Origin of the sequence: Massilia orientalis (assembly GCF_030411975.2) — a bacterium.
Classification (GTDB): domain Bacteria; phylum Pseudomonadota; class Gammaproteobacteria; order Burkholderiales; family Burkholderiaceae_D; genus Telluria; species Telluria orientalis.
On record NZ_JASNRB020000004.1, the window covers coordinates 134662 to 158390 of the forward strand.

25 protein-coding genes and 1 riboswitch are annotated in these 23729 nt (G+C 67.1%); of the genes, 15 read left to right on the top strand and 10 right to left on the bottom strand.

The annotated features are described in order from the left end of the window. Positions 1–38: 38 nt before the first annotated feature. From QPK29_RS06950 to QPK29_RS06975, 6 genes are read right to left on the bottom strand one after another with little or no spacing between them, the layout of a single operon-like run. On the bottom strand, positions 39–1541 hold the full coding sequence (locus QPK29_RS06950; protein WP_371770599.1) for an RNA polymerase factor sigma-54: 1503 nt from the start codon (positions 1539–1541) through the stop codon (positions 39–41). A gap of 2 nt (positions 1542–1543) precedes the next feature. Beyond that, positions 1544–2320, bottom strand: a complete 777-nt coding sequence (lptB, locus tag QPK29_RS06955; RefSeq protein WP_371765226.1) for an LPS export ABC transporter ATP-binding protein — start codon at positions 2318–2320, stop codon at positions 1544–1546. Between the two features lie 14 nt (positions 2321–2334). After that, positions 2335–2910, bottom strand: a complete 576-nt coding sequence (gene lptA, locus QPK29_RS06960) for a lipopolysaccharide transport periplasmic protein LptA (protein WP_056126630.1) — start codon at positions 2908–2910, stop codon at positions 2335–2337. A 13-nt stretch (positions 2911–2923) separates the two neighbouring features. Next, the gene (gene lptC / locus QPK29_RS06965; RefSeq protein WP_056329249.1) at positions 2924–3535 is read right to left on the bottom strand and encodes an LPS export ABC transporter periplasmic protein LptC; all 612 of its coding nucleotides are present in this window, start codon (positions 3533–3535) and stop codon (positions 2924–2926) included. Between the two features lie 7 nt (positions 3536–3542). Next, the gene (locus QPK29_RS06970; protein WP_371770600.1) at positions 3543–4076 is read right to left on the bottom strand and encodes a KdsC family phosphatase; all 534 of its coding nucleotides are present in this window, start codon (positions 4074–4076) and stop codon (positions 3543–3545) included. After that, entirely contained in the window at positions 4076–5098 is a 1023-nt protein-coding gene (locus QPK29_RS06975) for a KpsF/GutQ family sugar-phosphate isomerase (protein WP_371770601.1), read from the bottom strand. The genes QPK29_RS06970 and QPK29_RS06975 overlap by 1 nt, the downstream gene beginning before the upstream one ends. Before the next feature lie 85 nt (positions 5099–5183). Between QPK29_RS06975 and QPK29_RS06980 the strand changes: the two genes are divergently transcribed. Beyond that, on the top strand, positions 5184–7166 hold the full coding sequence (locus QPK29_RS06980; RefSeq protein ID WP_056126625.1) for a monovalent cation:proton antiporter family protein: 1983 nt from the start codon (positions 5184–5186) through the stop codon (positions 7164–7166). A gap of 3 nt (positions 7167–7169) precedes the next feature. Here QPK29_RS06980 and QPK29_RS06985 read toward each other — a convergent pair whose 3' ends face one another. Beyond that, on the bottom strand, positions 7170–8288 hold the full coding sequence (locus QPK29_RS06985) for a GGDEF domain-containing protein (protein WP_056329241.1): 1119 nt from the start codon (positions 8286–8288) through the stop codon (positions 7170–7172). Between the two features lie 95 nt (positions 8289–8383). Next, on the bottom strand, positions 8384–8974 hold the full coding sequence (locus tag QPK29_RS06990; RefSeq protein WP_371770602.1) for a dienelactone hydrolase family protein: 591 nt from the start codon (positions 8972–8974) through the stop codon (positions 8384–8386). Between the two features lie 154 nt (positions 8975–9128). Here QPK29_RS06990 and QPK29_RS06995 point away from each other — a divergent pair, with 154 nt between their 5' ends. From QPK29_RS06995 to QPK29_RS07030, 8 genes are all read left to right on the top strand, one after another. Then, a complete protein-coding gene (locus QPK29_RS06995) occupies positions 9129–9878 on the top strand; it encodes a GntR family transcriptional regulator (protein WP_371770603.1) in 750 nt (249 codons plus the stop codon). A gap of 22 nt (positions 9879–9900) precedes the next feature. Continuing rightward, positions 9901–11631, top strand: coding sequence for a fumarate reductase/succinate dehydrogenase flavoprotein subunit (locus QPK29_RS07000; RefSeq protein WP_371770604.1), 1731 nt, complete (start codon positions 9901–9903; stop codon positions 11629–11631). 13 nt (positions 11632–11644) lie between these two features. Continuing rightward, positions 11645–11878 (top strand): 4Fe-4S dicluster domain-containing protein, encoded by a 234-nt coding sequence (locus tag QPK29_RS07005; RefSeq protein WP_075794293.1) that lies wholly within the window; start codon positions 11645–11647, stop codon positions 11876–11878. A 21-nt stretch (positions 11879–11899) separates the two neighbouring features. After that, a complete protein-coding gene (locus QPK29_RS07010) occupies positions 11900–13294 on the top strand; it encodes an ABC transporter substrate-binding protein (protein ID WP_371770605.1) in 1395 nt (464 codons plus the stop codon). Between the two features lie 149 nt (positions 13295–13443). Beyond that, the gene (locus tag QPK29_RS07015) at positions 13444–14265 is read left to right on the top strand and encodes an ABC transporter permease (RefSeq protein WP_371770606.1); all 822 of its coding nucleotides are present in this window, start codon (positions 13444–13446) and stop codon (positions 14263–14265) included. Continuing rightward, complete coding sequence (locus QPK29_RS07020) at positions 14262–15104, top strand: ABC transporter ATP-binding protein (RefSeq protein ID WP_371770607.1); 843 nt, start codon at positions 14262–14264, stop codon at positions 15102–15104. The genes QPK29_RS07015 and QPK29_RS07020 overlap by 4 nt, the downstream gene beginning before the upstream one ends. A gap of 23 nt (positions 15105–15127) precedes the next feature. Further along, positions 15128–16105, top strand: a complete 978-nt coding sequence (locus QPK29_RS07025) for a HEAT repeat domain-containing protein (protein ID WP_371770608.1) — start codon at positions 15128–15130, stop codon at positions 16103–16105. After that, the gene (locus tag QPK29_RS07030) at positions 16102–16386 is read left to right on the top strand and encodes a DUF971 domain-containing protein (RefSeq protein WP_371770609.1); all 285 of its coding nucleotides are present in this window, start codon (positions 16102–16104) and stop codon (positions 16384–16386) included. Before QPK29_RS07025 ends, QPK29_RS07030 begins: the two co-directional genes overlap by 4 nt. On the opposite strand, the gene QPK29_RS07035 is transcribed toward QPK29_RS07030, so the two are convergent. Further along, entirely contained in the window at positions 16383–17228 is an 846-nt protein-coding gene (locus QPK29_RS07035; protein ID WP_371770610.1) for an MOSC domain-containing protein, read from the bottom strand. The genes QPK29_RS07030 and QPK29_RS07035 overlap by 4 nt on opposite strands. 46 nt (positions 17229–17274) lie before the next feature. Beyond that, the gene (locus QPK29_RS07040; RefSeq protein WP_371770611.1) at positions 17275–18180 is read right to left on the bottom strand and encodes a LysR family transcriptional regulator; all 906 of its coding nucleotides are present in this window, start codon (positions 18178–18180) and stop codon (positions 17275–17277) included. Between the two features lie 101 nt (positions 18181–18281). On the opposite strand from QPK29_RS07040, the gene QPK29_RS07045 reads away from it, so the two are divergent. The 6 genes from QPK29_RS07045 (at position 18282) to thiE (ending at position 23726) form a co-directional block, all read left to right on the top strand. Then, positions 18282–19058, top strand: coding sequence for an alpha/beta fold hydrolase (locus QPK29_RS07045; protein WP_056329229.1), 777 nt, complete (start codon positions 18282–18284; stop codon positions 19056–19058). Positions 19059–19105: 47 nt separating this feature from the next. Further along, positions 19106–19209, top strand: a riboswitch (TPP riboswitch). A gap of 198 nt (positions 19210–19407) precedes the next feature. Further along, positions 19408–21321, top strand: a complete 1914-nt coding sequence (gene thiC / locus QPK29_RS07050; RefSeq protein WP_371770612.1) for a phosphomethylpyrimidine synthase ThiC — start codon at positions 19408–19410, stop codon at positions 21319–21321. A gap of 4 nt (positions 21322–21325) precedes the next feature. Further along, the gene (thiS, locus tag QPK29_RS07055) at positions 21326–21529 is read left to right on the top strand and encodes a sulfur carrier protein ThiS (protein WP_371770613.1); all 204 of its coding nucleotides are present in this window, start codon (positions 21326–21328) and stop codon (positions 21527–21529) included. A gap of 23 nt (positions 21530–21552) precedes the next feature. Beyond that, positions 21553–22347, top strand: coding sequence for a thiazole synthase (locus tag QPK29_RS07060; protein WP_371770614.1), 795 nt, complete (start codon positions 21553–21555; stop codon positions 22345–22347). Further along, positions 22347–23111 (top strand): bifunctional hydroxymethylpyrimidine kinase/phosphomethylpyrimidine kinase, encoded by a 765-nt coding sequence (gene thiD, locus QPK29_RS07065; protein WP_371770615.1) that lies wholly within the window; start codon positions 22347–22349, stop codon positions 23109–23111. Before QPK29_RS07060 ends, thiD begins: the two co-directional genes overlap by 1 nt. 9 nt (positions 23112–23120) lie before the next feature. Beyond that, positions 23121–23726: a thiamine phosphate synthase gene (gene thiE, locus QPK29_RS07070; protein WP_371770616.1), complete on the top strand. Its 606-nt coding sequence runs from the start codon at positions 23121–23123 to the stop codon at positions 23724–23726. Positions 23727–23729 lie beyond the last annotated feature (3 nt).

The following is a 23729-nucleotide window of genomic DNA, read 5'->3' on the forward strand; positions in this document are numbered from 1 at the left end:
CTGCCGTGCGCGCATCTAGCGCAATGGGACAGTGTTTGTTACAAGGATTTGCGGAGACTGACGGGCGGGATTTTCAGCGCCTCACGGTATTTTGCGACCGTGCGTCGCGCGATGACCATTCCCTGTTCCCCTAGCATCTCCGCGATCTTGCTATCGGATAATGGATTCTTGGGGTCTTCTGCTCCTGTGAGTTGTACGATGAGGGCCCGTATTGCCGTCGACGATGCTTCGCCTCCCGCTTCGGTGGCAACGTGACTCCCGAAGAAATACTTCAACTCGAACATGCCGTGCGGGGTCAGCATATATTTCTGAGTTGTGACTCGAGAAATTGTGCTCTCGTGTAGACCTAGTGTATCAGCTATCTCACGTAAAACAAGGGGCCGCATCGCGACTGCGCCATGGGAAAAAAAGTTGCGCTGGCGATCGACAATTGCTTGGGCTACACGCAGGATCGTGTCGAAGCGCTGGCGCATGTTCTTGATGAGCCACTTGGCTTCCTGCAACTGCGCGTTCATCTGTGTTTCCGATTTGCCCTGCTTCATCAGCGACGCGTACAGGCTGTTCACGCGCAGGCGCGGCATCACTTCCGGATTCAGCAGCACGCTCCAGCCATCCTTGGCGCGGCGCACGATCACGTCGGGCACGACGAAGTCCGACACGTCCGACGCGAACGCCGCGCCCGGATGCGGATTGCACTGGCGGATGACGGCCTGGGCTTCGCGCAGGTCTTCGTCGTCGCAATCGAGCGCCTTCTTCAGCTTGTTGAATTCGCGCTGCGCGAACCACGTCAGGTATTTTTCGACGATGACGAGCGCCATGCGCCGCGTCACCATCGGCACGCCGGGCATGCGGCGGATCTGCAGCGCCAGGCACTCGGCCGCGCTGCGCGCGCCCACGCCGGGCGGGTCCATGCTCTGCACCATGGCGAGCGCCGTGCGCAATTCGTCGAACTCGATCTCGAGTTCTTCCGGCAGGCGCGCGTAGATGTCTTCCAGCGGTTCTTCCAGGTAGCCGTTGTCGTCGAGCGCATCGACGACGAGTTCCACGAGCGCGCAGTCGCGCGCCGCGCAGCACGTCAGGCGCACCTGTTCCATCAAATGCTCGCGCAGGGTGACGGGGCTCGCTTCCAGCTGCGGGCGGCCGTCCTCGTCCTCGCCGCCGCTCCCGCTGCTGCGGCCGTATTCGCCCCAGTCCTCGCCGCCTTCGCCGCCGCTTTCTCCGCCCTCGCCGCCGGCGTCATTCGCTTCGCCATTGGCGTTCTCGGCGGGCGCGCTGCCGCCTTCCTCGCCGTTGCCCTGCGCGGCCGGCGCCTCGCTTGCCTGCGATGACGCCGGGGCGCTGTTGATAGCGCCGTCGGCCAGCAACCGCACGGAGCGGTCGAGCGGATCGTCGAGCCGTTCGAGCAGCGGGTTCTCGCTCAGGACCTGCTCGATTTCCTGGTGCAGCTCGAGCGTGGACAACTGCAGCAGGCGGATCGATTGCTGCAGTTGCGGCGTCAGTGCAAGGTGCTGTGAGGTCTTGAGTTGCAGCGTCTGTTTCATGACTACATTCGGAAGTGTTCGCCCAGGTAGACGCGGCGTACCGATTCGTTGGCGATGATGTCGTCGGGACGGCCCGACGCCAGCACCGCGCCCTGGTTGATGATGTAGGCGCGGTCGCAGATGCCCAGCGTCTCGCGCACATTATGGTCCGTGATCAGCACGCCGATGCCGCGCTCCTTCAGGAAGCGCACGATGCGTTGGATCTCGATCACCGCGATTGGATCCACGCCGGCGAACGGTTCGTCCAGCAGCACGAAGCGCGGATTGGTCGCGAGCGCGCGCGCGATCTCCACCCGGCGGCGTTCGCCACCGGACAGCGACAGCGCCGGGCTCTCGCGCAGCTTCTCGATCTGCAGCTCGGTCAGCAGCTCGTCGAGACGTTCGGTGATGCGCGCCTTGGTAAGCGACTTGCCGTTCTCGCGCTGCAATTCCAGCACGGCGCGGATGTTCTCTTCCACCGTCAGCTTGCGGAACACGGACGCTTCCTGCGGCAGGTACGACAGCCCGAGCAGCGCGCGCCGGTGGATCGGCAGGCTCGTGATGTCGGTGCCGTTGATGTCGATGCTGCCGGCGTCCGACGGCACGAGGCCCACGATCATGTAGAACGAGGTCGTCTTGCCTGCGCCGTTCGGGCCCAGCAGGCCGACCACTTCGCCGCACGCCACCTGCAGCGACACGTCGCGCACGACGAGCCGCTTGCCGTAGCTCTTCTGCAGTCCCTTGACGACGAGGGTGCTGCCGCCGCATTCGGCCGGCGCGGCCTGCGTGCCTGCTTCCATTGCGCTTGCCTCCGTCATTGCTTGCCTGCCGGAGCGGGAGCGGGAGCGGCGCCGGCTGCAGGGGCGCGGCGCGGCTGCAGCGTGATGCTGCCGCGGCCATTGCCCGGCTTGTCCGTGCCGTTGGCGTCGTTCAGGCCGAGCAGCTTCTCGTTGCGGTTGTCGTAGGAGATGAATTCGCTGGCCATCTCCTGCGTGATCTTCTTGCCCTCGAGCTGGCGGATGACGGCCTTCGAGAACAGTTTCACGAGGTCGTTGCGCTCGTCGTATTCGATGCGCTGGGCCTGGCCCTCGCCCCACAGGTCCGGGCCGCCGTCGCGCTTCTGGCGGAAGGTCGCGAGCTTGCCGGGATTCGCGGTGAGGATGAAGGTGCGCCAACCGTCCGGCGACTCCTTGACCTCGGCGCGGTCGGATTTCAGGATCATGGTGCCGCGCGTGATGACCACGTTGCCGGTGGCGACGTAGTTCTGCGTGACCTGGTCGACGTTGGCGTTGTCGAACGCGATGTCGACGGGCTTGAGCGCGTCCGCCTTCTCGGCCGAGGCAGCCAGCGGCACCAGCAGGAAGATGGCGGCGGCGAGTATTTTTTTCATTCGATAGTCCTTTTTAGTGACTTGCGCGCGACTGGCGTGGCGGATAGGTGACCTTGCCGCGGCCACCCAGCGCGATCTGCTGCGTGGCGTTGTTGGCGACCATGCCCACCGCGTCGACCGATGCGGCGCCGAGCGTCATGTGGATCGGCCTGTCGGTCTTCGCGATCTCGTCGTCCGGCAGGATCGTCAACACCTCGGTGCGGATCCGCATCGGATCCGCGCCCGGGGCGGCCGGACGCCGGATGTCGACATTGCCCGTCAGGTCGATCTGGTTCTGGTTCTGGCTCACGAGCGCGCTGTTGGACGTCATCGTCATCGGCGGATGCTCGTCGGTGAGGCTCTGCACGACCGGCTTGTCGACGAGCGCCGTGTTGTCGACGGGGCGGTGCGTGAGGCGCTCGCCCGAGATCACGTAGCGCGGCTTGCCGGCCTCCGACATGCGCACCCAGCTGAAGTTGTCGACGATGTAGTCCGGCTCGTTGCCCGCGTTGAAGCCCGGCCCGTTCTCCTCGCCCTGCATCACCTGCACGAGCCAGAAGCTGCCGAACGCGCAGAATACGGCGAACAGCATCAGGAGCAGCAGGCGCCAGCGGTGCGCGGTACGCTTGTAGCTTGCGGGAGCCATATCTCTCTTATCCGAAGTAAGGCGCGAGCGCCTGTTCGTAGGTGCCCTGGGCGCGCATCACCATGTCGCAGACTTCGCGCACGGCGCCGCGGCCGCCCGGGTTCTTCGTCACGTAATGGGCGCGATGCTGCACTTCCGGATGCCCGCTCGGCACCGTCACCGCAAAGCCCACGCGCGAGAGCAGCGGCAGGTCGATCACGTCGTCGCCGATGTAGCCGCACGCCTCCGCCGTCACGCCGGTTTTATTCAGCAGCTCGGAGAACGCGAGGCGCTTGTCGTGCTGGCCCTGGAACACGTGCGTGATACCGAGATCGGCCGCCCGCTTGATGACGATGGGCGACGTGCGTGCGCTGATGATCGCCGTTTGCACGCCGGTGCGGTTCAGGAGCTGGATGCCGAGGCCGTCCAGCACGTAGAACGTCTTCGTGACTTCGCCGTCCGGGCCGTAGGTCAGGCTGCCGTCGGTGAGGACGCCGTCCACGTCGAAGATCATGACCTTGACGCGCGCCGCGCGCTCCATGTGTGCCAGCGGAGTCACCATCAGATCACCTTGGCGCGCGTGAGGTCGTGGATGTGCAATGCGCCCACCAGCACGCCGTCCGCATCCGTGACGAGCATCTGGTTGATGCGGAATTCTTCCATCACGGCGACGGCATCCACCGCCAGCTGTTCCGGATGCACGCGGCGCGGGTTCGGGTGCATGACGTCGCGGATCGCGAGCTTGCTGAAATCCTGGACCTTTTCGATCAGGCGGCGCAGGTCGCCGTCCGTGAACACGCCGACCGGACGGCCGGCATCGTCGACGATGGCCGTCATGCCCATGCCCTTGTGCGAGATTTCCAGCAGCGCGTCGGCGAGGAGCGCGTCCGGTTTCACCTTCGGCACCGCGTCGCCGCTGCGCATCACGTCGCGCACGTGCGTGAGCAGGCGGCGGCCGAGCGCGCCGCCCGGATGCGAGCGTGCGAAATCGTCCGACTTGAAGCCGCGCAGTTCGAGCAGCGCGACGGCCAGGGCGTCGCCCAGCGCGAGGGTCGCGGTGGTGCTCGCGGTCGGCGCCAGGTTCAGCGGGCAGGCTTCCTTCTCGACGGCCACGTCCAGGTGCACGTCCGCCGCCAGGGCCAGGCTCGACTCCGGCTTGCCGGTCATCGCGATCACGGGCACGTTCATGCGCTTGACGGCCGGGATCACGATGGCCAGTTCGCTGCTTTCGCCGGAATACGAGATGGCGATCAATACGTCCTGCGAGGTCACCATGCCGAGGTCGCCATGGGCGGCCTCGCCCGGGTGCAGGAACAGCGCAGGGGTGCCGGTGGAGGCCAGCGTCGCCGCGATCTTGCGGCCGATGTGGCCCGACTTGCCCATGCCCGACACGACGACGCGGCCTTTGCACGCCATCATCAGCGCGACGGCGCGCGGCACGCTGTCGTCGCGGTCGAGGCGCGCGGACAGCTTGCGGATCGCTTCGCCTTCGACATCCAGCGCCTCGCGGGCCAGATCCAGCGCGCGCCGTGCCTGGGCCTCGTTAAAACTTGTCAGCATTATTTTTTCATCGGTTACACTCATAGGCAAAGTATATCCGAATTGGGAAAGCAAAAAACTTGCCAGACGTAACAAACAACATATTTACGGGACCTCGCCGTCGCGCTCCATGACCTCAGGCCTCGAACTCACACTCTTGTTGCTGGGCAGCGCAGTCCTCGGCGTCGTCGCGTTCCGGATGCTGCACCTGCCGCCGATGCTGGGCTATCTCGCCGTCGGCGTGCTGATCGGCCCCCACGCGCTGAACCTCGCCGACAACGGCACCACGACGCAGGCCCTGGCCGAATTCGGCGTCGTCTTCCTCATGTTCTCCATCGGGCTGGAATTCTCGCTGGCCCAGCTGCGCGCCATGCGCCGCATCGTGTTCGGGCTCGGGGTCGCGCAGGTCGTGCTGACCATCGTCGTGACGGTGCTGGCGTCGCTGTGGACGCGCTACCTGCCCCCATCGATGCAGATCGGCTGGCAGGCCGCGCTGGCGCTCGGCGGGGCGCTGGCGATGTCGTCGACGGCCATCGTCTCGAAGCTGCTGACGGAGCGGCTGGAACTGGAAAGCGAGCACGGACGCCGCATCATCGGGATCCTGCTGTTCCAGGATCTCGCCGTCGTGCCGCTGCTGATCCTGATCCCGTCGCTGGCGAAACCCGCCGAGGAGCTTGCGATGACGCTCGCGTGGGCCGGCATCAAGGCCGCCGCCGTGCTGGCGCTGCTGCTGTTCTTCGGCCAGAAGCTGATGCGCAAGTGGTTCAACATCGTCGTCAAGCGCCGCTCGCAGGAACTGTTCATGCTGAACCTCCTGCTGATCACCCTGGGCGCGGCCGCGATCACGGAACACGCGGGCCTGTCGATGGCGCTGGGCGCGTTCGTGGCAGGCATGCTGATCTCCGAGACGCCGTATAAACACCAGGTGGAAGAGGACATCAAGCCGTTCCGCGACGTGCTGCTGGGCCTCTTCTTCATCACCATCGGCATGCTGCTGAACGTGCAGCTCGTGCTCGCGAACTGGTGGGTCGTCCTGCTCCTGCTGGCCGTGCCCGTGCTGCTGAAATTCGCGCTGATCGCGCTGCTGGCCAAGGCGTTCGGCTCCACCGACGGCGTCGCGATGCGCACGGGCCTCGCGCTCGCGCAGGCCGGCGAATTCGGCTTCGTGCTGCTGAGCCTCGCCTCGGGGTCGCACCTGATCGCGCCGTTCATCATCCAGCTCGTGCTCGCGTCGATGGTGCTGTCGATGCTGGTCGCCCCGTTCGTCATCGCGAACATGGACAAGCTCGTGATGAAGGTGGCGACCAACGAATGGATGCTGCAGTCGCTGCAGCTGACGCAGATCGCGAGCCGCACGATGGCCGCGCAGAAGCACGTGATCATCGCCGGCTTCGGCCGCAGCGGCCAGTCGCTGGCCACCTTGCTGTCGGAAGAAAAGCTGCCGTGGTACGCGCTCGACCTCGACCCCGAGCGGGTGCAGGAAGCGCGCACGGCCGGCATCAACGTGTCGTACGGCGACTGCACGCGCCGCGAAGCGCTGATCGCGGCCGGTATCAACCGCGCCAGCGCCCTCGTGATCACGTTCGCGGACACGCGCCTCGCGGTGAAAGTGCTGCACCTCGTGACCGAGCTGGCGCCGAAGCTGCCCGTGATCGTGCGCGCCCACGACGACACGGAACTCGACGTACTGAAACGGGCCGGCGCCACCGAGGTCGTGCCGGAAGCGCTGGAATCGAGCCTGATGCTGGCGTCGCACGCGCTGGTCGTGATGGGCGTGCCGCTGCGCCGCGTCGTGCACCGCGTGCAGGCCGCGCGCGACGAGCGCTACGCCTCGCTGCGCGGCTTCTTCCACGGCGCCAGCGACATCGCGGACGGCACGGAACACAACTACGTGCGCCTGCATTCGGTGACGTTGCGCGACGACGCCGGCGCCGTCGGGCGCTGCATCGCGGAGCTGGAACTGGACGAGGTGGGGGCCGAAGTCACGGCCGTGCGGCGCGGGATCGACCGCATCGAGCCGGGCCCGGAGACGGAATTGCGGGCGGGCGATGTCGTCGTGTTGCGGGGCACCGGAAACGCGGTGACCCGGGCCGAGGGCCGGCTTTTACGCTGACCTCTACGTCGATGCGACGACGCGGTTCCGGCCGCCCTCTTTCGCCTGGTAGAGCGCCTGGTCGGCCTGCGCGACGAGCTGCTGCGCCACGCCCTCGATCGCGTGGTCCCGCTCGAAATCGTCGAGGGTCGCCACGCCGATCGACACCGACACGTCCAGCATCTGCCCTTCCGGCATCACGAACGGCTTCTCCGCCACGCTGGCGCGGATGCGCTGGGCGACCATGCTGGCGCTGCCCAGGTCCGCATCGATCAGCAGCACGACGAATTCCTCGCCGCCGAAGCGGCCCAGCGCATCCGTCATGCGCAATTCGGCCTTGATGCGCGCCGCCACTTCGCGCAGCACGTCGTCGCCGGCCAGGTGGCCGTACGTGTCGTTGACCTGCTTGAAATAATCGATGTCGATGTACATGCACGACAGCCGGTAGGCCTGGCGCCGCGCGCGCGAAATCTCTTCGACGAGGCGGCGGTCCATGTAGCGGCGGTTGTAGACGCCCGTCAGCGCATCGGTCAGGCCGATGTACTTCAGCATCTCGTTGCTGATCACGTTCTCCAGGCAGATCGCGATGATCGACCCCATGTGCTCGACGAAGTCCGTCCCCAGCAGCGGCGTGAAGCGGCCCGGGTCGCGGCTGCCCAGGTTCAGGCTGCCGATCAGCCGTTTATTCCGCAGCAGCGGCACCATCGCCACGCTGGCCAGGCCCGCGGGGGGATGGGGAAAGGCGTGGCGCTGCGTGGCCGCGTCGAACGGTATCAGCCGCGGTTTCGGCGTGCGGCCGGCGCTCAGGTCATAGCCGAGGCCATCGACGTTGTCGTGGAACAGCAGGTTGGGAAACGCTTCGAAATCCACGCCCAGCTTGTGCATGACGGTGTAGATGTCGGCGTCCGTGTCGACGAGCGACAGGGTGACGGCGTCGAGGTCGGACACCACGGGCAGCAGGCGGAAGATCGTGCCGACCAGTTCCTGGAAGGTGCCCGCGCCGACGATTTCCAGGTCGAACGCCTGGTGCCGCATCATGATGGCGTGGTTGCCCTCGGCCTGGTCCATCAGGCTGGCCAACTGGCGGCGCAAGGCCTCGTTCTCGGCGATGAGTTCGCGCACGCTGGCGCCGCGCTCGTGCATGTGTGGTTCCCCTTCAGCAAGAACCCTAATTTACGCGAACTTACGCGGCTTGGAAACGAAAATGATGAGGTAAGGCTAACAATATTGCCAAGATGTCATCTCGACGTTGCGCGCACCGCGTCCCAGGCCCGGTCCAGCAGCGGCGGCGCCAGCAGGTGGACGGCGCGGGGGACGACGTCCAGCCGCACGTCCGCCCCGAGTGCGGCGAGGCGTTCGGACACGCGTTCGCTGTGCTGCATGGGCACCGTCCCGTCCCGGCGGCCGTGCACGAGCGTGACGGCCGTACGCCGCTCCCAAACTTCGGGCAACGGCGCGCACCGTCCCGCGATGGCGACGACGTGGCGCGCGAGATAGCGGTCCTGGCACGCGGCCAGCGCCATGATCGCGCCCTGCGAAAAGCCCGCCAGCACCGTTTGCTCCGCGCCCACGCGATGCGCGCGCTGTAATGCCTCGATGGTGGCGACGAATGCCGGCAGCGCGGCACGGATGCGGCCCGGACGGCTTTCTTCCGTGATGCCGGCCACCGACATCCATTGAAAGCCGGCGCCGCCACGGTCGCAGCGATGCGCGGCGGGCGGTGCGACCACGCGCGCGTGAGGATCATGGGTGGTGATCAGGTCGGCCAGCGGCGCCATGTCGGCGGGCGTCTGGCCGACGCCATGCAGCAGGATGATCAGGGAATGCATCCGCGCAGTCTAGCGCATCCGCCGCATATCGATATACGCCCGCCGACTCAGGCGTTTTCCGAATTAACAAGCGCGAAACCATTCGTTCCCGGGGTCCCCGCTCGTCGATACCATCCTGCCAATCATGACTTGTCATGACAGGACATACCAGACCATGACCCACGCCACCTTTCGCGCCATCGAACCATCCGCCGTCCCGCTGTATTCGCAAGTCCGTGAACGGCTGCGCGAACGCATCGCCGACGGCACCTATACCCCGCATGCCCGGCTGCCGTCCGAAAGCGAGATCGGCACCCTCCTCGGCGTCAGCCGCATTACCGTGCGCCAGGCGCTGGGCGACCTGCAGAAGGAAGGCGTGATCGTCAAGGTGCCGGGCAAGGGCACGTTCGTCGCGGAGACCCGCCCTAGCCAGGAACTGGCGCGGCTGGAAGGCTTCGGCGAAGCGATGTCGCGCAAGGGCCACCGGATCGTCAACCGCGTCGTGAAGCATGCGCTGGTCGAAGCCTCGCCCCTGGTGGCCGCGCGGCTGCGCGTGGCGCCGGGCGCGCCCGTGACGGAGATCCACCGCGTGCGCTGGCTCGACCGCGAGCCGGTGTCGTTCGAGATCACGTACCTGCCGCCCGCGATCGGCGAGCGCCTGCGCGGCGAGAACCTGGCCGAACGGGACATCTTCCTGATCCTGGAGGCCGACTACGGCATCGCGCTCGGCCACGCCGACATCCAGATCTGTGCGATCAATGCAGATGCCGCATTGGCCAGTGCCCTGCGCGTCGATCCGGGCGCCGCCCTGCTGCGCATCGAGCGCCTGACGTGGACGGCGGACGGCGTGCCGCTCGACTTCGAATACCTGTACGTCCGCGGCGAAGCCTTCCAGTACGCCCTGCGCCTGCCGCGCCATCCCTGACATTCATTTAACTGGAACCGATATGGAAACGCATATTCAAACCGTCGACGTGCTCGTGATCGGCGGCGGCACGGCCGGCCCGATGGCCGCCGTGAAAGCCAAGGAAGCGAACCCGCAGCTGCGCGTGCTGCTGCTGGAAAAGGCCAACGTCAAGCGCAGCGGCGCCATCTCGATGGGCATGGACGGCTTGAACAACGCCGTCGTGCCGGGCTTCGCGACGCCCGAACAGTACGTCAAGGAGATCACGATCGCCAACGACGGCATCGTCAACCAGGCCACCGTGATGGCGTACGCGCAGAACAGCTACGCGATGATCGAGGAACTGGACAGCTGGGGCGTGAAGTTCGAGAAGGACGAGACGGGCGACTACGCGATGCGCAAGGTCCACCACATGGGCACCTACGTGCTGCCGATGCCCGAAGGCCACGACATCAAGAAAGTGCTGTACCGCCGCCTGAAACGGGCGCGCGTAGCGATCACCAACCGGCTCGTCGCCACCCGTTTGCTGACCGCCGCAGACGGCTCGATCGCAGGCGCGATGGCCTTCGATTGCCGCACGGGCGACTTCCACGTGATCCGCGCGAAATCCGTCGTGCTGGCGACGGGCGCCGCCGGCCGCCTCGGCCTGCCGGCATCGGGCTATCTGTTCGGCACGTACGAAAACGCGACCAACGCGGGCGACGGCTACAGCATGGCCTATCACGCGGGGGCCGAGCTGTCCGGCATCGAATGCTTCCAGATCAACCCGCTGATCAAGGATTACAACGGCCCCGCCTGCGCGTACGTCACCGGCCCGTTCGGCGGCCACACGACGAATGCGAAAGGCGAGCGCTTCATCGAATGCGATTACTGGAGCGGCCAGATGATGCAGGAGTTTTACGATGAACTCCAGGGCGGCAACGGCCCGGTCTTCCTCAAGATGAACCACCTGGCCGAGGAAACCATCCGGACCATCGAAACGATCCTGCACACGAACGAGCGTCCGAGCCGCGGCCGCTTCCACGAAGGGCGCGGCACGGACTACCGCGAGCAGATGGTCGAGATGCACATCTCCGAGATCGGCCTGTGCAGCGGGCACTCGGCGTCCGGCGTGTGGGTCGACGAGCATGCGCGCACGACGGTGCCCGGCCTGCACGCGGCCGGCGACCTCGCCTGCGTCCCGCATAACTACATGCTGGGCGCCTTCGTCTACGGCCGCCTGGCCGGCGAAAGCGCGGCCGCGTACTGCGCGGCGCACGAACTGCCCGCCGTCGACGAGGCCCAGGTCGAGCGCGAGCGCGCCCGCGTGTGGGCGCCGCTGGCGCGCGAGGACGGGCTGCCGCCGAACCAGGTCGAGTACAAGCTGCGCCGCATGGTCAACGACTACCTGCAGCCGCCGAAGGTCACGCGCAAGATGGAGATCGGCCTGCAGCGCTTCGAGATGATCCGCGCCGACCTGGATCGCCTGCAGGCACGCAATCCGCACGAGTTGATGCGCGCGCTGGAGATCCACGCGATCCGCGACTGCGCCGAGATGGCCGCGCGCGCGTCGCTGTACCGCACGGAGAGCCGCTGGGGCCTGTACCACAACCGCGTGGACTACCCGCAGCGCAACGATGCCGACTGGTTCGTGCACGTACAGCTGAAGAAGCAGGATGGCGCGATGACCTGTTTCAAGCGCCCTGTCGCGCCATACATCGTTCCGCTCGACGACAACGAGAAGGACGCCTACCGCCGCCTGCGCGTGCACAAGACCGAGGCCCTCGCGGCCTGACCAGGAGAACCTCATGCCGACCACCATCAACATCACCAGCGTCCCCGTCACCGTCGACGACGACAAATGCATCGCACACAAGGGCTGCACCGTGTGCGTGGACGTGTGCCCCCTCGACGTGCTGGCCATCGACATGGTCAAGGGCAAGGCCTACATGAAATTCGACGAATGCTGGTACTGCATGCCGTGCGAGAAGGACTGCCCGACCGGAGCGGTCCACGTCGATATCCCCTATCTGCTGCGTTGAACCATCCTACGGAGAACAACCATGAAATTCCTTGCCCTGTCCCTGCTGCTCGCCTTCGGCAGCGCGCATGCCGCCGAAACGATCCGCGTCGCCATCGGCACCCAGGACACGACCATCAACTGCGCCACCGGCGGCCTGCTGATCCGCGAGCTGCACCTGCTGGAAAAATACCTGCCGCACGACGGCAAGTACAAGGACGTCAGGTACGACATCGAGTGGAAGAATTTCACCTCCGGCGCGCCGCTGACGAACGAGATGGTGGCCGGCAAGCTGGACCTCGGTTCGATGGCCGACTTCCCCGGCTCCTTCAACGGCGCCGCGCACGCCAAGGCGGGCAAGAAGAGCATCTTCATCGCCGTCCTGTCGGGCAGCACGCTCGGTTCCGGCAACGGCATCGTCGTGCCGAAGAACTCGCCCGTGCAATCGCTGGCGGAACTGAAGGGCAAGACGATCTCCGTGCCGTTCGCCTCCACCGCCCACGGCATGCTGCTGCGCGCCGTGAAGGCGCAGGGCTGGGATCCGGAGAAGGACGTGAACATCACGACGCAGGCGCCGGAAGTCGCCGGCTCGGCCCTGCAGAGCAACAAGGTCGACGCGCACGCCGACTTCGTCCCGTTCGCGGAATTGTTCCCGCACCGCGGCTTCGCCCGCAAGATCTACGACGGCTCGCAGGCCCAGGCGCCGACGATGCACGGCAGCCTCGTCGACGCGGCGTATGCGAAGAAGTACCCGGAAATCGTCGTGGCGTACCTGCGCGCCGCCATCGAGGCGGACCGCCTGATCGCGGCCGAGCCGGAAAAATACAGTGAGCTGATCGCGAAAGTGACCGGCATCGAAGCGGAAGTGAACTACCTGTTCCACGGTCCCGTGGGCCTGCAGACGCGCGACTTCACGTGGAAGCCGGAATACCGCCAGGCCGTGAAAACGTCGATCGAGACCTTGCGCCTCCTGAAGCGGACGGATTCCGACATCGACGTGAACAGCTTCATCGACGATACCTTTATTCGCACCGCCTTCAGGCAGGCGGGCCTGGACTACGACAAGCAGCTGAAGAACTACGAGAAGCTGCCGCTGAAGGCGAAGGACGCCGTCACCGGCAAACCGATCACGGACTTCCGCCACCTCACGCAGATCTGGGTGCAAGGCGAGCCGCTCGTGCGCCACTACGCAAGCGCCACCACCGCCATCGCCGAGCTGCGCAAGCTGGAACAATCGGGCAAGAAGGCGCGCACCGTGTACGCCCACGACCAGGGCTCGGGCCTGAAGCTGCTGGCAGGCGACGCGTGGTTCGTCGTCGCGGCCGACGGCAAGGACGTCAGCGCCTACCTGCTGAAGGCGGATGCGCAGACGCAGGCGGCGAAGGTCAAGGGCAAGGTCGTGGACTTCGATACGCTCAAGGGCGGCAAGGCCATTTGATAGCTTAAAAACCGCTGTCAGCTTAAAGACCGTCATCCCCGCGCAGGCGGGGATCCAGGCACTGCATCCGTAGTCGAAAAACCTGGGTTCCCGCCTGCGCGGGAACGACGTGCAAACGCAGCGTTTCCTGTTTCCTATTAGGAGCTTACATGGACACAACCGCCCCTCGCACACTCGACCCGGCCCTGCTGCGCCGCGCGGGCCGCCTGCTGCTGCGCGCGCTGTCGCTCGTCGCCTGCGTGGCGGCATGGCAGTGGGCATCGATACGCCACCTCGACCTCGGCCTGCTCACGTTCCAGAACGTGCCGTCGCCGCAGGACGTGCTGGACGCCGCCGCGACGCTGCTCGAATCGCCCAAGCTGGCGCTGCACCTGAAGGCCAGCGTATGGCGCGTGTTCGCCGGCTTCGCGGCGGCGGGCATCGCCGGCATCGGACTCGGTCTTTTCATCGGCCGTTCGCGGCTGCTGGAAGACGTGCTGCTGCCGCCGCTGGAAATGCTGCGCCCGATCCCGGCCGTCGCCTGGATCCCGCTGGCGATCCTGATGTTCCCGTCGTCGGAACTGTCGATGGTGTTCATCACGTTCATCGGCGCGCTGTTTCCGATTTTGCTGAACACGGTCCACGGCGTGGAAGGCGCCGACCCGCGTCTCGTCGCCTCGTCGCGCAGCCTGGGCGCCGGCCGCTGGACCATCTTCTCGGAAGTGATCCTGCCGGCGGCCGCGCCAAACATCGTCACGGGCCTGGCTATCGGCATGGGCACTGCGTGGTTCTGCCTCGTGACGGCGGAGATGATCTCCGGCCAGTTCGGCATCGGCTACTACACGTGGGCCGCGTACACGATCCAGAACTACCCGGACATTGTCGTCGGCATGCTGTTCATCGGCGTGATCGGCATGGGCAGCAGCGCGCTCGTGAAAAAGATCGGCGATCTCGCCATGCCCTGGTACCACATGCAAAGGAAGAAGCGATGAACCAGACGACCCACTTCGAACACGCGCAACTGGCGCAGGGCGGCGCCATCGAGATCGACAATCTCGGCATCCGTCTCGGCGAAGGCGCGCAGGCGTTCGACGCCGTGCAGGACGTGTCGCTGTCCATCGCGCCCGGCGAATTCGTCTGCGTGCTCGGCCCGTCCGGCTGCGGCAAGTCCACCCTGCTCGGCGCGCTGGCCGGCCACTGGACGCCGAGCCGCGGCAGCATCCACGTCGACGGCGCGCCGGTCGCCGGCCCGCATCCGGACCGCGGCCTCGTGTTCCAGCAGCACACGCTGTTCCCGTGGAAGAAGGTGCTGGACAACGTCGCCTTCGGCCTCAAGATGCAGGGCGTGGGCCGGCACGAGCGGCGCGAGCGGGCGCGCGAGCTGCTGCGCCTCGTCGGCCTCGCCGGCTTCGAGGACCGCTATCCGATCCAGCTGTCGGGCGGCATGCAGCAGCGCGTGGAAATCGCGCGCGTCCTCATCAACCATCCGCACGTGATGCTGATGGACGAACCGTTCGGCGCGCTGGACGCGCAGACGCGGCTGAAAATGCAGGAACTGCTGCTGGACGTGTGGGCGCGCGTGAACACGACCATCATCTTCATTACGCACGACATCGACGAAGCGCTGTTCCTCGCCGACCGCATCCTCGTGATGAGCCCCCGGCCGGGCCGCATCATCGACGAGATCCACCTCGATTTCGAACGCCCGCGCCATCCGGACGTCATGACCTCGAACCACTTCACGCGCCTGAAGCGCCACTGCCTGGACCTGCTGCACCCGCAGGCCAGCATCACGCCGCTCGCGCGCCTGAGCCCACTGGGCCCTCTCTGAACCCTGCCACGCAAGGACACACCGTGACTTCCGATTTTTACGACGACCCCGAACTCGCCGAGCCGCATTTCTCTCTTCCTGAACGCCTGCAGGACAAAGACGCCACGGTGCGCCGCATCGCCTTGATGGACCTGGCCGACCTGGACGGCGACGCCCACGTGCCGCTGCTGCTGGCCGCACTCGGCGACGATGCCGCCGTCGTGCGCACGGAAGCCGCGCGGGCGCTGGAAGCCTTCGAATCGCCGGCGACCGTGCGCGGCCTCGCGCGCCTGCTGTCGGACGAGGATGCCGACGTGCGCGCCGCCGCGGCCCAGAGCCTCTCCGAACTGAAGCTGCAAGAATCGGCGCAGGAACTGCTGCCGTTCATGGCCGCGGACGACGCGTTCGTGCGTGCGGCCGCGCTGCGCGGCGTGCGCGAACTGCGCGTACCGGACAGTTTTGCGCCCGCGCTGGCGGCCCTGGACGATGCGGACCCGCTCGTGCGGCGCGAAGCGGTGACCGTACTGGGTTATCTGAAACGCCTCGACGCGGTCGACGCGCTGACGCGGCTGGCGACCGAGGACCCGGTGCCGGAAGTCCGCCGCGCCGCGGCCGGTGCGCTGGGTTTTGCGGAAGAGACGCCCGCCGTGCTGGCCGCCCTGCTGGCCGCGTTGTCGGACCAGGCCTGGCAGGTGCGCGAGGAAGCGGCGACGACGCTCGGCAAGCTGCGCCTGCGCGACGCGGCGCCGGCCCTCGTCACCGCGCTGGACGACGCCTACTGGCAGGTGCGCCTGCGCGCCGCCCGCAGCCTGGGCCGCCTGCGCAATGTGGATGCGCTGCCCGGATTGACCGCCGCACTCACGCACACGATCAGCAATCTGCGCAAGGAAGCGGCGCTGGCGCTGGGCGAGATCGGCGCGTCGGCCGCCCTGCCCGCGCTGCGTGCGGCGGAAAACGACCCGGATCCGGAAGTGCGCAGGTCCGTGCGCCTCGCGCTGCAGCAGATCGGGGCGCAAGCATGACGGCGCTGCCGGAGACCATCGAGAACCACGCCGCGCAGGGCGTGCTGGCGCTGCACTGGCCGGACGGGCGCAGCGCGCGCGTGACGCACGCGCGGCTGCGCGCCGTGTGCCCGTGCTCGGCATGCCGCGCGCAGCGGCGGGCCGGGATCGACATCCCGGAACAGGCGGACGTGCGCCTGGCCGCCATCGAACCGGTGGGCGCCTATGCGTTGAACCTGACGTTCAGCGACGGGCACCGGCGGGGCATTTATCCGTTCGAGATGCTGGCGACGTTGGATTAAAACGCGATCTCGGTGGTCAGTTCCTGCCCGAGATGCAGCTCGTTGCCGGCGCCCGCCGTCACGATGCAGTTCATGCCCAGGCACACGGCGCCTTCCATGCGCGGATTGGCGCGGTAGGTCTGCAGAATGTCGAGCGGGTCCGGGCCCGGAATGCCCGTCGCCTGGTCGACGGACGGGATCGGGCAGCGCGCGCACGGCTTCACGGGACGGATCTCCACGTCGCCGATCGTGAGCGTCGCGAGAAAATCCTCTTCGCAGGCATCGATGCCGTCGACGACGAGGTTCGGACGGAAGCGGTCCATCTGCAGCGTATGGCGACCGGCCGCGACGAGGCGGGCGTTGAGGTCGTCCAGCGACGCCTGGCCGATCAGCAGCAGCGGGTAGCCGTCGGCGAAACGCGTCTGCGCTTCCACGCCGTTCGTCCACTTGGTGCTCGTCGGGCGCACGACGTCGCGGTGGAAACGCACGAGCCGGCACGGGGTTGTCAACACGTTCGAAAACCAGTCCGCCGCCGCGTCGCCGCAATCGGCGGCGTCCACCGTGTCGTCCCAGATCTTCACCGTGCGTGTCGGCGCGGACTCGTCCCATGCAAGCGGCAGGACCAGCGGGTCCATGCCGGGCGCATGAACACGCAGCCTGTCGCCATCCGGCAGCGGCCGGACCAGCGCCATGCGCGGATGCTCGCGCTGCGTGAGGAACTGGCCGTCTTCCGTCACCAGCATCCATTCGCGGTCGTGCACGCCCAGCGCGAACAGGCCGGATTCGAGCACGGTGGCGGACCGGACGGCGATGCCGGCGCAGGATTTAATCGGGTACAGGAGCAGATGGGTCAGGGTGGCCATGGAATGCGGGTACGGGGCGGGTTGGAACAACGCCGACAGTATCGCATCAAACGCCGTTCGTGCCCACCGGTCGTGCGAAGTGGCTGGCGAGGAAATCGATCAGCAGGCGCAGCTTCTTCGACATATGGCGCTTGCTCAGGTACAGAGCGTGGATGTCGAGCGCGCCGCTGGCGAAGTCCGCCAGGATTGGCACGAGCTCGCCGGCCGCGACCGACTGTGCGAGCGCGAATGCCGGACCGAACACGATGCCCAGGCCCTCGCGCGCGGACTGGCAGGCCAGCGCCACCGAATTCGTCCGCAGCGGGCCGTCGACCCGGACCGTGACCGGCCCGCCGTCGACCTCGTACCACCATTCGCCCGGCGTCGTCACGCTGCTCAGGTACAGGCAGCGGTGCGCGGCCAGGTCGGACGGATGCGCAGGCGTGCCGTGGCGCGCGAGGTAGGCCGGGGCCGCGCACGTGAGCATCGGACTGGTGCCGAGCCGGCGCGCGACGAGCGAGGAATCCGGCAGACGGCCGACGCGCAGCGCCAGGTCGAAGCCTTCGCCGGCGAGGTCGGCGAAGCGGTCCGTCAGCTCGACGTCGAGCACGATCTCCGGATAGCGGTCGAGGAAATCGGCGAGCGCGGGCGCCAAGTACTGCTCGCCAAACGCGACGGGCGCAGTCAGGCGCAGCAGGCCACGCGGCACGGCTTGCAACTGCATCGCCTCGCGGTTGGCCTCTTCGATATCGCTCAGGATCTGCGTGCAGCGCCGGAAGTAATTCTCGCCGGCCTCCGTCAGCGCCAGCTTGCGTGTGGTGAGCGTCAGCAGGCGCACGCCCAGGCTGTGCTCCAGGCCGCGCAGGTGCTTGCTCACCATCGCGTGCGACAGCCCGAAATGGCGCGCCGCCGCCGCGAGGCTGCCGTCCTCGACGCTCCTGACGAATACGGCCATGCTGGTCACTCGGTCCATGCGATCTCCTACCTGAAGTGTCAGATGATGCCACGAAATACCGGATTATCGTACGATCCGGAGGAAGCTACAGTGCTGCTTCCTTCGACACAGGAGCTGCAATGACACTGGATTTCGAAACCTCGGGCAGCGGCGCGACCGCCCTGCTCTACCTGCACTACTGGGGCGGCTCGGCGCGCACGTGGCGGCCCGTGATCGACGCCCTGCCGGACGACTACCTGCACGTCGCCGTGGACCTGCGCGGCTGGGGCGATTCTCCCAAGCCGGACGCGGGCTACGGCCTGGCCGACATGGCAGCCGACGTGCTCGGCGTGATCGACACCCTGGCACTGGAACGCTATGTCCTCGTCGGCCACTCGATGGGCGGCAAGGTCGCGCAATACGTAGCAAGCGACCGCCCGGCGGGGCTCCTCGGCCTCGTCCTCGTAGCGCCGTCGCCGCCGCTGCCTCTGCCGCTCGACACGGCGCAGCGCACCGCCATGACGCACGCCTACGACGATGCGGCCTCGATCGGCGCCACGCTCGACCACGTGCTGACGGCGGGCCCGCTGCCGCCTGCGCTGCGCAACCAGGTCGTCGAGGACAGCCTGCGCGGAGCGCCGGCTGCGAAGCGGGCATGGCCGCATGAGGCGATGGCGGAGGACATCACGGACCGGGCGCGCCGGATCGGCGCGCCGGTGACGATAGTTTCCGGCGAACTGGATCGCGTCGACCCGCCGGCGGCGCTGCTCACACACTTGCTGCCATTCATCCCACATGCGGTCCTGGAAACCGTGCCGGGACGCGGCCACCTGCTGCCGCTGGAGGCGCCGCGGGCCGTCGCGCATGCGATCCGGCGCGTAATGACCGATCCGATGCCGCGTTTGCAAAGCACATAAAACCCGCGTACACTCCGTCCCGTCGTTTCGTGGACTGCACGAAACGACGCCAATGCTAGGGGTCCTGCGCCGTCATCAACGGCGTGGGTGAGAAATACCCTCTGAACCTGATCTGGATAATGCCAGCGAAGGGAAGCTCGAAAAGTCTACGTGCACGTCGTTCGCACTACGCATCTTCGTACTCCTCCAGCTGGATCGCCGATCTTTCGGGGCACTCCCAAACCTGTTACGCGTTGCATTTTTGTCCTGCGATGCTCGCTGTACTCTCGTACAGCTGCGCTTCTCTGACAAAACTGCGGCCGCTCGCGACGGTTTTGAAGTGCCCCTTAGTGACCAACAAGGAGTGCACTTGAACGCCGATCCGAAATTCCTCTCCGCCAGCGCCACCGTCGACGCCGCCGCTGTCGCGCCGCTGCCCAATTCCCGCAAGGTCTACGTGACGGGCAGCCGCCCGGACATCCGCGTGCCGATGCGCGAGATCACCCAGTCCGACACGCCCGCATCGTTCGGCCATGAACCGAATCCGCCCGTGTGGGTCTACGACACGTCGGGTCCGTACACCGATCCGGAAGCGCAGATCGACATCCGCTCCGGCCTGGCCCCGCTGCGCGCCGACTGGATCCGCGAGCGCGGCGACACCGAAGAACTGGCCGGCCCGTCGTCGCACTACGGCGTCGAACGCCTGAACGACCCGAAGCTGGCCGAACTGCGTTTCAACCTGCAGCGCAAGCCGCGCCGGGCACTCCCCGGCCGCAACGTCACGCAGATGCATTACGCGCGCCAGGGCATCATCACGCCCGAGATGGAATACGTTGCGATCCGCGAAAACCTGCGCCGCCAGGAATACCTCGCCGCGATGGAAGCGGCCGGCCCCACCGGCAAGCGCATGGCGCAGATGATCGGCCGCCAGCATCCGGGCCAGTCGTTCGGCGCCAGCATTCCCCGTGAAATCACCCCGGAATTCGTGCGCGACGAGATCGCGCGGGGCCGCGCCATTCTGCCGAACAACATCAACCACCCGGAATCGGAGCCGATGATCATCGGCCGCAACTTCCTCGTGAAGATCAACGCGAACATCGGCAACTCCGCCGTGACGTCGTCGATCGGCGAGGAAGTCGAGAAGATGACGTGGGCCACGCGCTGGGGCGGCGACACCGTGATGGACCTGTCGACCGGCAAGCATATCCACGAGACGCGCGAATGGATCATCCGCAACAGCCCCGTCCCCATCGGCACGGTGCCGCTGTACCAGGCGCTGGAAAAGGTGAACGGCAAGGCCGAGGACCTGACGTGGGACATCTACCGCGACACGCTGATCGAACAGGCGGAGCAAGGCGTCGACTACTTCACCATCCACGCCGGCGTGCGTCTCGCCTACGTGCCGATGACCGCGAACCGCCTGACGGGCATCGTCTCGCGCGGCGGCTCGATCATGGCCAAGTGGTGCCTCGCCCACCACAAGGAATCGTTCCTGTACACGCGTTTCGAAGAGATCTGCGAGATCATGAAGGCGTACGACGTCGCGTTCAGCCTGGGCGACGGCCTGCGTCCCGGCTCGATCTACGACGCCAACGACGAAGCGCAGCTGTCCGAACTGAAGACGCTCGGCGAGCTGACGCAGGTCGCGTGGAGGCACGACGTGCAGGTGATGATCGAGGGCCCGGGCCACGTGCCGCTGCAGCTCATCAAGGAAAACATGGACCTGCAGCTGGAGCAGTGCCACGAGGCGCCGTTCTACACGCTCGGACCGCTCACGACCGACATCGCACCGGGCTACGACCACATCACGTCCGGCATCGGCGCCGCCAACATCGGCTGGTACGGCACCGCGATGCTGTGCTACGTGACGCCGAAGGAGCACCTCGGCCTGCCCGACAAGGACGACGTCAAGGACGGCATCATCACGTACAAGATCGCGGCGCACGCGGCCGACCTGGCCAAGGGCCATCCGGGCGCGCAGATCCGCGACAACGCGCTGTCGAAAGCCCGCTTCGAATTCCGCTGGGAAGACCAGTTCAATCTCGGCCTCGATCCGGACAAGGCGCGTTCCTTCCACGACGAGACCCTGCCGAAGGATGCGGCCAAGGTGGCGCACTTCTGCTCGATGTGCGGCCCGCACTTCTGCTCGATGAAGATCACGCAGGAAGTGCGCGACTACGCGGCCGGCCAGGGCATCGCCGCGAACGCCGCGCTGGAACAGGGCATGCAGGTGAAGGCCGTCGAGTTCATGAAGCGCGGCGCCGAGCTGTATCACAAGGAGTGACGCCGTGCTGGAAATCGAACTGAACGGCGCCGCGCACACGCTGCCGGCGCAGGCCAGCCTGCACGACCTCGTGGAATCGCTGGGCCTCGCGGGACAGAAGCTCGCGCTGGCCGTGAACCGCCAGGTCGTGCCGCGCGAGCGCTGGCGCGACACGCCCTTGCAGGCGCGCGACCGCGTGGACGTGGTGCGCGCGATCGGCGGCGGCTGATCCTCAACGATACGGAGCAAAACATGACGAATGCAACCTCTGCGGACCGGCCTTTGGTCATCGCAGGCAAGGCCTACAACTCGCGCCTGCTGGTGGGCAGCGGCAAGTACCGCGACCTGGAACAGACCCGCGCGGCGACCGAAGCGTCGGGCGCCGACATCATCACGGTGGCGATCCGCCGCGTGAACATCGGCCAGCACGCGAACGAACCGAATTTGCTCGACATGATACCGCCGGCGCGCTGGACGATCCTGCCCAACACGGCGGGCTGCTACAACGCCAAGGACGCCGTGTACACGCTGCAGCTGGCGCGCGAACTGCTGAACGGCCACAAGCTCGTCAAGCTGGAAGTGCTGGGCGATGAAAAGACCCTGTTCCCGAACATGCCGGAGACGCTGATCGCCGCGCGCGAACTGGTGCGCGACGGCTTCGACGTGATGGTCTATTGCAGCGACGATCCGATCCAGGCGCGCATGCTGGAAGACATCGGCTGCGCGGCGATCATGCCATTGGCGTCGCTGATCGGTTCCGGCATGGGTATCCTGAATCCGTGGAACCTGTCGCTGATCATCGAGCAGACGCAGGTGCCGGTGATCGTCGACGCGGGTGTCGGCACGGCGTCCGACGCGGCCATCGCGATGGAACTGGGCTGCGACGGCGTGCTGATGAACAGCGCCATCGCCGGCGCGAAAGACCCCGTGCGCATGGCGGGTGCGATGCGCCTCGCGGTGGAAGCGGGCCGCGAAGCGTATCTGGCGGGCCGCATGCCGCGCAAGTTCGCGGCATCGCCGTCGTCGCCGATGGCGGGCCGGATCTGATGGAGAGCGCCACGCGGCCCTGCGTCCTCGTGTGCGCCGGCCTCGATCCGTCGGGCGGCGCCGGCATCCAGGCCGACATCGAAGCGATATCGGCCCAGGGCGCGCACGCGCTGCCGCTCGTGACGGCGCTGACGGTCCAGGACAACAACGTCGTGCGCGAAGTGGTGCCCGTCGACGCGGGCCTGCTGCTGCGCCAGGCCGTGGTGCTGGCCGACACGATGTCCATCCACGCGCTGAAGATCGGCATCCCCGGCAGCCGGGAAAACGCGGAAGCCATCGCCGGCATCATCCGCATGCTGCGCGTGCGCCGGCCGGGCCTGCCGGTCGTCCTCGACCCGGTGCTGGCCAGCGGCCGCGGCGACAGCCTGGCGCGCGGCGACGCCCTCGCTGCGCTGGCGCCGCTGCTGGCCCTGGCGACCCTCGTCGTGCCGAACCTGCCGGAGGCGGCGGCGCTGGGCATCTCCACGACGGGCGCCGACCTGCCCTGCCCGCACGTGCTGGTCACGGGCGGCCACGCCGACGGTGTCGACGTCGTCAACCGCTGGTTCTCGGCCGCCGGCGCGCGCGAATGGCGCTGGCCGCGACTGCGCGGCGAATTCCACGGCAGCGGCTGCACGCTCGCATCGAGCATCGCGGCGCGGCTGGCGCTGGGGGACACGATGGCGCAGGCGCTCGAACTGGGCCAGCGCTACTGCGACCGGACGCTCGCGCACTCGTACGCCATCGCGCCGGGCCAGCGCATCCCGCGCCGCATCCATCCATAGGAGAAAGAAATGCGAGGTTTGTACCTGGTGACCCCGAACTGGGACGACACCGACCGCCTGCTGGCCGTGACGGAACAGGCGCTGCGCGCCGGCGCCGCGCTGATCCAGTACCGCCACAAGGATGCGGGACCGGAGCTGCGCCGCGAACAGGCCTCTGCCCTGCTCGCGCTGTGCCGCCGCAACGGCCGGCCGCTGGTCATCAACGACCACGTCGCGTTGTGCACGGAGCTCGATGCGGACGGCATCCACGTGGGCGGCCTCGATGCGCCGGTGGCGGCTGTGCGCGGTCTGGTCGGCCCGGACAAGATCGTGGGCGCGTCGTGCTACGGCGACCTGGAACTGGCACGCCGCGCGCAGGGCGCGGGCGCGAGCTATGTCGCGTTCGGCGGTTTTTACCCGTCGCTCGTGAAGAAGTATGCGGTGACGACGCCGCCGGACATCGTCCTGCAGGCCAAGGCCAGCCTGTGCGTGCCGGTGGTCGTGATCGGCGGGATGACGGCGGCGAACGCGCGGCCGCTCGTGTCGCGCGGGGCCGATATGGTCGCGGCGATCAGCAGCGTGGTGCAGGCGCCGGATCCGTATTCGGCGGCAAGGGAGTTCGTGGCGTTGTTTTGAGCG